Genomic DNA, 4212 nt, shown 5'->3' on the forward strand with positions numbered 1-4212 from the left:
GGCGGCGACCGCGCAGAGGGCCGCGACGAGGGCGAGCGCGGCGTGCCAGTCGAGGGTCCGGGCGTCCAGCCGGACGGGACGTCGGCGAACTCGGGCCAGAGCGAGTGCTGCCCCTCGGCGTTGACCAGGACGAGGAAGGTGCCGTCCGGGTCGTCGAACGGGTTGGTCATCACGCCTCCTGCGGGACGCTCGCGAGGCGCGCCGAGCGCCGCGCGATGGACTGGACGATCTCTCCGGTGCGCACCGCCGTCATCGACAGCAGCGACGAGGCGATGCCGTGGCTGTGCTCGGTGGCCCCCTGCAGGTACACGCCCCACTCGCGGCCCGGCTCGGTGGCGATGCGGTAGTCGCGCTCCATGACCGGGCGGCCGTCCGGGCGGGTCCGGCACCCGGCCGCGGCCTCGCCGAGCAGGTCGAACGGGTCGCGCTCGCGGTAGCCGGTGGCGTAGACGACGGCGTCGGCGTCCAGGTCCGTCGTCTCGCCGGTGGGCAGGAACGCGACCCGCACCCGCACGCCGCCCGCGTCCTCGCGGACGCCGAGGACGCGGGAGGCGTTGAGGATCCGCAGCCGCTCGGCGCCGGCGACCTTCTCGGCGTAGGCGCGCCGGTACAGCTCGTCGATGAGGTCGAGGTCGACGACGGAGTAGTTGGTGTTGCGGGAGTAGCCGAACAGCATCTCCTTCACCTCGTCCGGCGCCGCGTAGTAGTGGTCCACGGCGGCGGGGTCGAAGATGCGGTTGGCGAACGCGCTGTCGTCGGCGGGCGAGTACCCGTAGCGGGCGAAGACCGCGCAGACCTCGGTCTCCGGGTGGGTGCGGTGCAGGTACTCGGCGGCCTCGGCGGCGCTCTGCCCGGCGCCGACGACCACGAGCCGGCGCGGCCGCCAGCCGGGGCGCTCGTCCAGCCGGGTCAGCAGGTCCTCGGTGTGCCAGATCCGCTCCCCCGGCCGGATCCCGGCGGGCAGCACGGGGTCGAGGCCGGCGCCGATCACCACGTTGCGGGCGAGGTGGGCCTCCAGCTCGTCGTCGCGGCGGACGACGACCTCCAGCGTCCCGGCGTCGTGCGGGCGCAGCGCGACGACCTCCGCGCCGTACCGGACGCGCCCGGCGAACGCGGTGGCGGTCCATTCGAGGTAGTCGTGGAACTCCACCCGCGTCGGGAACATGGTCTTGTGGTTGACGAAGTCGACGAGGCGGCCCTTGGCGTGCAGGTAGGACAGGAACGAGTAGGGACTGGCCGGGTTCCGCAGCGTCACCAGGTCCTTCAGGAAGTGGACCTGCATCGTCGCGCCGTCGATGAGCATGCCGCGGTGCCAGCCGAACGCGGGCTGCTTCTCGAAGAACACGGCGTCCGCCGACGGGTGCGCCTCCTCCAGCGCGACGGCGAGCGCGAGGTTGGACGGGCCGAAGCCGATGCCGATGACGTCGCGGACGGGCGGCTGCGTCTCCGCCGCGGTCAGGTCCTCCGGCATCAGGCCGCCTTCGCCGCGTCCGCCGCCTTGGCGATCCGCGGGACGACCTGGTCGACGACGTAGGGGACGGACAGGGCCGTCGGGGTGCGCAGCGGCCAGAACGCCTTGAGGTCGAGGCGCACGTAGGAGCCGCGTTCGACGACGGGCAGGCCGGAGAAGAGCTTGTTCCCCTCGAACTTCTTCTGCGTGGCCGGGTCGTCGTTGTAGTAGCTCAGCAGGACGTCGGTGTCGAGGACGGGCAGCTTCTCCATGCTCAGCTCGGCGGCGAACCCGTCGCCGGGCAGCTTGCTCAGCTTGTCGGGCAGCACCATCCCGAACTGCTCGAACAGCTTGACGCTGGTGTCGTCCTTCGACTTCATCACGCCGATGTTGCCGCTGGGGAACACGCTGGTCAGCGCGAAGCCCTTGCCTTGGAGCCCGGGGTGGGAGGTCTTCACCGACGCGATCTTCGCCTCGGCCGCGGCGACGACCTTCTCGCCGTCGGCGGAGCGGCCGACGGCCTTGGCGACCTGCCGGGTGATCTGCTGCCAGGAGTCCTCGGCGGGCCCGGTCTGGTAGGCGACGGTCGGCGCGAGCTTGGAGAGCTTGCCGTACTCCTTGTCGATGGTGAAGTCGCCGCCGGCGAGGATCAGGTCGGGCCGCAGTGCGGCGATCTTCTCCAGGTCGAAGCCGGAGTCGCCGGCCGTGAGCAGCGCCGGCTTCCCGCCGGTGACCTTCGGGGCGCTCCAGGGGGCGAGGCCGTCCTTCTGGATCCCGGTGAGCTCGACCATCCCGACCGGCCGCACGCCGAGGGCGAGGAGCGCGTCCTGGTCGACCTCGCCGAGCGCCACGATCCGCTTGGGCGCGGACTCGACGGTGGCGCTGCCGAGCTTGGTGGTGATCGTGACCGGGAACGATCCGGCCGCGCCGCCGGAGGAGGCCGTGGCGGGCTCGTCGTCGCCGCCGCACGCCGCGGTCAGGGCGAGACCGAGGACGAGCGCGCCGGTGGCGGCCAGACGCCGCGTCAGTGTGCGCATGAGGGCCGGTGTCCTTCCAGGTGATCCAGGGGGTGTCGGAGAGTGATCTTAGGTTAGCCTTACCTAACTAATCAATGCTCTGCGGGGTATGACCCGCCTCACCCGCCTCTCCCGCGCCGTCGAGCCGGGCCAGCAGGCCGGCCACGGTCGGCGCCGCCATCAGTGCCGCGATCCGCACGCCCGCGCAGCCGGGCTCGCGGCGGATCCGCCGCACCAGCCGCATCGCCAGCAGCGAGTGGCCGCCGAGGTCGAAGAAGTCGTCGTCGGGTCCCACCTCGGGCACGCCGAGCTCCTCCGCGAAGATGCGGAGGAGAGCCGCCTCCCGGTCGTCGCCGCGCCGCACCCCGGCGGACGCGGGCGAGGCGTCCGCGTCGGTGACGGCGCGGGCGGTGAGCACGGCGGGCAGCGCGCCGACGGGCGTGCCGGGGTCGTCCGCGACGGTCTCCAGCAGAGCGACCAGCCCCGCGGCCATCGTCTCGACCGTGCCCCGGTCGAACAGGTCGGCGGAGTAGTCGACGATCAGCCGGAGGCCCCCGCCGCGCTCCCGGAAGATGAAGTCCAGGTCGAACTTCGCGGCGGACGGCCCGAACGACGCCTCCCGCTGCTCCAGGCCCGGGAAGCGCACCTCGCCGGGGTCCTGGTTCTCGTAGCCGACCATCACCTGGAACAGCGGGTTCCGTCCCGGCACGCGCCTCGGGCGCAGCGCCTCCACGACGGCCTCGAACGGCAGGTCCTGGTTCGCGAGGCCGGCGAGCGCGGCCTCGCGGACGCGGCCGAGCAGCTCGGCGAACGTCGGCTCGCCGGACACGTCGGCGCGCAGCACGAGCGTGTTCACGAAGAAGCCGACCAGGTCCGCGGCGGCCTCCTCGGTGCGGCCCGCGACCGGGCTCCCGAGCGGGACGTCGTCGCCCGCGCCCATCCGGTGCAGCAGGGCCGCGACGGCCGCCTGGCACACCATGAACACGCTGGCGCCCCCGTCCCGCGCGACGCCGCGCAGCCGCCCCGCCAGGCCGGGCGGCAGGTCCGCGGTGAGGGTCCCGCCGCGCTGCCCCGCCGTGCCGGGCCTCGGCCGGTCGGCCGGCAGCGCGATCTCCTCCGGCGCGCCCGTGAGGGCCCGCACCCAGTGGGCGAGCTGCCGCGCGTGGACGCCGCCCGGATCGAGCGGGTCGCCGAGCAGCTCGGCCTGCCAGAGCGTGTGGTCGGCGTACTGGACGGGCAGCGCCTCCCAGCCGGGCGGCCTCCCCTCCAGCCGCGCCGCGTACGCCTCGGCGACGTCCCGCGCGAACGGCCCGAACGACCACTCGTCGAAGGCGATGTGGTGGAAGACCGCGAGCAGCAGGTGCTCCCGCTCCCCCTCCGGGAACACCGCGACGCGCAGCGGGACGTCGCGCGCCAGGTCGAACGGCCGGGTGATGACCTCCTCGGGCGCGCACGCCGCGACCTCCAGGACGGGACGGGCGTCGTCCGGGTCGAGGATCCGCTGGTAGGGCGTGCCGTCGTGCTCGGGGAAGACCGTCCGCAGCGCCTCGTGCCGCGCGGAGACGTCGCCGATCGCCGCTTCGAGGGCGGCCAGGTCCAGGTCGCCGCGGAGCCGGACGGCGAGCGGCAGGTGGTAGGCGTCGCGCGGCCCGCCGTCCTCGCGGAGCAGCTGGTCGAGCAGCCACAGGCGGCGCTGCGCCGGCGACAGCGGGACCCTCTCGGGGCGCTCCCGCGGCGCCAGGGCGG

The 4212-nt window shown here is 74.0% G+C and carries 4 protein-coding genes; all 4 read right to left on the reverse strand.

From position 1 onward, the window contains the following. Positions 1-170: MbtH family protein (locus ABZ914_RS47670; protein ID WP_500201254.1), on the reverse strand; the 170-nt coding region annotated here is incomplete at its 3' end. Then, positions 170-1471 carry a lysine N(6)-hydroxylase/L-ornithine N(5)-oxygenase family protein gene (locus ABZ914_RS47675; RefSeq protein ID WP_500201251.1) on the reverse strand — a complete coding sequence of 434 codons (1302 nt, stop codon included), beginning with the start codon at positions 1469-1471 and terminating at the stop codon, positions 170-172. The genes ABZ914_RS47670 and ABZ914_RS47675, both read right to left, overlap by 1 nt. Beyond that, complete coding sequence (locus ABZ914_RS47680; protein ID WP_500201252.1) at positions 1471-2487, reverse strand: iron-siderophore ABC transporter substrate-binding protein; 1017 nt, start codon at positions 2485-2487, stop codon at positions 1471-1473. The genes ABZ914_RS47675 and ABZ914_RS47680 overlap by 1 nt, the downstream gene beginning before the upstream one ends. Positions 2488-2554: 67 nt before the next feature. After that, positions 2555-4212 (reverse strand): condensation domain-containing protein (locus tag ABZ914_RS47685; protein WP_500201253.1); only part of this gene is annotated, 1658 nt, incomplete at its 5' end.

It is taken from the genome of Spirillospora sp. NPDC046719 (assembly GCF_040645715.1).
Taxonomy (GTDB): domain Bacteria; phylum Actinomycetota; class Actinomycetes; order Streptosporangiales; family Streptosporangiaceae; genus Spirillospora.

Excerpts from the sequence above, each read along its gene's own strand:
- ABZ914_RS47675 (WP_500201251.1), bottom strand. The coding sequence starts at position 1,471 with ATGCCGGAGGACCTGACCGCGGCGGAGACGCAGCCGCCCGTCCGCGAC.
- ABZ914_RS47680 (WP_500201252.1), bottom strand. The coding sequence starts at position 2,487 with ATGCGCACACTGACGCGGCGTCTGGCCGCCACCGGCGCGCTCGTCCTC.